The sequence below is a fragment of the Cytobacillus sp. EB106-05-05-XG126 genome (genome assembly GCF_058791715.1).
The window spans coordinates 1-3,177 of sequence record NZ_JBYTDU010000037.1 but is presented as its reverse complement, the minus strand read 5'-3'; the positions used below and the strand labels follow the sequence as shown (position 1 = coordinate 3,177).

The window sequence follows — 3,177 nt, the reverse complement described above, 5'->3', positions numbered from 1 at the left end:
TGACACCCCGTATCATACCAAGAGGGCTCTTTTTTGTTCAAGTCCCCGAAAATTCTTCTAACAGGAATGCTCCTTATATAAAATTAAAAATAGGTCTCATAATTGGCTTAAAGTCATCAATTACTCTTTCGCTGATGTTTACATTACAGGATTGAGAAAAAACGAATTTGGACTCCTTCTAAGCTTGGAAGAGGGGAAAAAAATGAGACCTGTTGGATTAATGGAGTTCATGGTTCCTGCAGCGAGGAAAAAGTTTTATCAAGAGTACCGTAATTATGTAGTTGATGAAAACAAGGACTTTATTTTCCTGGAACCAAAAATAAAGGCAAAGGTAAAATATCGTAACCTGACAAAAGAAAATAAATTACGTATCCCTTCCTTTGTAGAATTTATCTCATAATGAAAAAAGTTTCGTTTTGAAGTGCATATCAAATAAATGGCAATAAAAATGGCTTGCTAACTACAATAGTTTTGGCAAGCCATTTTTTAGTTTATAGAGTTTTTTTCGTCACAAATCCCTTTTAGTGAATAAAGATTTAGCAACGGTTTAGTCAGTTGTTAGGAATATAAGACTTCTTAATAACAATCTATTATCATAGCTTAAAAGGCCCTGTTTTATTAATGGGCACATATTCTTTTATACTTGTGATTCTTCAATAAATATGAACTACTTTTTCTTATCAAAGTATCGGAGCTGATTAGATAATCAAAGAATTATAATTTCAAAGCTTTCTATATGATAGAATGAGTAATAAATGTAAAAATTAGGATATGAATTGAGGTGAGTTGATGGGAAGTGAACAAAAAAATGGTAAAGGTATACTCCTAACAATTGGGTGGTTATCTGTCATCTTATTAACTTTTAACTTAATGCCGCCTATGCTATTGTTTTTCCCTATTTGCATAGGAGTTGTAATAAGGCGAGATTACAAGGGGGATAAGCAAGGGGCAACAATGATTTTTTTAGGAATAATAAGCGGAATCTTTGGTTGGCTATTAGGATGGTACGTCAGCAATAACTTAATGTAGGATATAGCGCTCACATCACTTAATTATTTTTGATAGTAACTGAACATCTAGTAGGAAGGCAGAAATGGGTAATTGAAATTTATCCTATACACTTTTAAAAAATGACCAGAAATACGATCCTAAAATACATGCAGCGGCTTGTGGAATAGAGTGGGATGAAGTATATGAATTAGAAGAAAAACAAGAGCAAGAGCCTGTGTTATTGAACTGACAAACAGGTTTGTAAAATATAGTTATGGTGAAATCGGGGAAGGTGAAGGAGCAAATGGATAATCACAAGTTTGATGAGTTTATTAAAATTGCAAAAAAACTAAATGATATTGATATTATTCCATTGTTAATGGGTTCGGTTGGTTTAGAAGTCATAACAGGAAAGAGTTGGGATGCTCAAGACATAGATATTCATGTACCTGGTGATAAAAGAGGATGGGAAGTGCCGCCTGAATTATCTATACATAACTGGATTGATATTGTGAAAATCATGAATTCAATGGAATATTGCCTAATTGATTTGCATGAACATGAGTTCTTTAAAGAGGGGTTATCAGTTGAGTTTGGTATTATTGATACTTTACCGAATTTCGCAGGGGTACAATTAGAGGATTTAAAAATCCATCAAAAGGAAGACGTAAAGTATTATTTACTAAATCCTGATCAATATTTACGTGTCTACCAGTCTTCATCTAAGGACAGTTATCGAGCAGATAATAATAATAATAAAGATATTAGAAAAATAGATTTCTTAAAAAGTATGAAATATAATGACCAACATCCTTACTAATTATTGTGCTTTAAACAAGCAGCAATAGTTTATTCATTTCCCTAAGTCCATTAAAATGCAAAAACCCCTGCTTTTTGACCGATATCAGGGATTTTTTCTTTGTTTAATCATTATGGTTAATTTTGAAAGCACTACACTACATTTAATATTGTTATAAAAAACAAGAGCCTTACTACATACGAAATGTAATAAGGCTCTTAAAAGTTGTTTAATACCGTATTAGTCCATACAAATTTCATTCATTAAAAAGATAATAAAGTGGTTTAACTAATATTTAAAATTTATTCATTCATTTTTAGCAATGACAAACTGATTTCCCATTCTTCCACGGTAAATCTTCTTCAGGGATTTCGATTGGTTGAGACAATATCTCATACCTCTCAAAATTAATATTTAGCGCTCGTTGATCTACACTAACGTCTGGAGTTATTGAATGCATTAACGAAATGCTAAACTTCTGATAATACCAATTGTCATAGCAATCTCTAAAATAGCATTTAAAAATAAGTGGGGAAATAAGCGTGTGATGACGACTTTCTAAATTATCATTATCATAGGAACCTTTTTCATAAAAATAGAGATTTAGTTCCATAAATTTGTTGCAATAGACTATTGGACTTGTGTAAAAGTAATCTGCCGTAGCCTTAAAATATGTTGATTCAATATCACCGATATACAAATCATACAATTCCCTTAGTCCTACATTCTCCAAAGCTATAGTTATTTTTGCTGTATCAGTTATATCTTTACGTTCCCTCTTCTGTAAAACAGAAATCAAATTGAATATATTTATACTTATAATCATAATTACTGGCTTTTACATCAATATAAGGGAGGGCCTTTTTTTTGTTTTCGAATTGTATTTCCTTTCTTTGATTTTCTAAAGTTATCTTTATTCCAAAGAAGGCAAAAATACCACCAATTGCCCCACCAATGAAACTCCCTATCCATAGCAACCAATCAGAAGAATGCTCACTACTGATTATTCCTATAGGAGATTGAACAAATACGAAAATGTACGAAAACCCAAAGGAAAAGAGAAAAAGACCAATAAGAAATATAGTTAAAAATACTAATGTTTTTTTTTCAAAAAACTTATTCAACGAGTTCATCAGTCGCACCTCTACATACTAATTACACTTAATTTAACGCATAATACGCCTTTTGCATCTTTAGATTAATAAAAATTCAACATCTTTATTATTTTTTATGGCTTTAATGTAAATTAAACAACATTATTTTCACTTTACACTGTTCAAGAACAGCTGCGAATCAGGCGGCTTTTTCTTATTCAACAAAACCAGCTAATAGTTTGTCAACTTTTTTCATTTAAATTGCTTTTTGTTGTGTGGTATCCTAAAAATATG

At 31.2% G+C, this 3,177-nt stretch carries 3 protein-coding genes; 2 read left to right on the top strand and 1 reads right to left on the bottom strand.

Annotated elements, in window-relative coordinates; translation table 11 throughout:
• Nucleotides 1–202: 202 nt before the first annotated feature.
• Together AC3WTL_RS25605 and AC3WTL_RS25600 are read left to right on the top strand one after the other, a co-directional pair.
• Nucleotides 203–400: a hypothetical protein gene (locus tag AC3WTL_RS25605; RefSeq protein WP_492370276.1), complete on the top strand. Its 198-nt coding sequence runs from the start codon at nt 203–205 to the stop codon at nt 398–400.
• Nucleotides 401–1,294: 894 nt separating this feature from the next.
• On the top strand, nt 1,295–1,810 hold the full coding sequence (locus AC3WTL_RS25600) for a hypothetical protein (RefSeq protein WP_009336161.1): 516 nt from the start codon (nt 1,295–1,297) through the stop codon (nt 1,808–1,810).
• A 746-nt stretch (nt 1,811–2,556) separates the two neighbouring features.
• Here AC3WTL_RS25600 and AC3WTL_RS25595 read toward each other — a convergent pair.
• Nucleotides 2,557–2,922 carry a hypothetical protein gene (locus AC3WTL_RS25595; protein ID WP_034297899.1) on the bottom strand — a complete coding sequence of 122 codons (366 nt, stop codon included), beginning with the start codon at nt 2,920–2,922 and terminating at the stop codon, nt 2,557–2,559.
• Between the last annotated feature and the right edge of the window lie 255 nt (nt 2,923–3,177).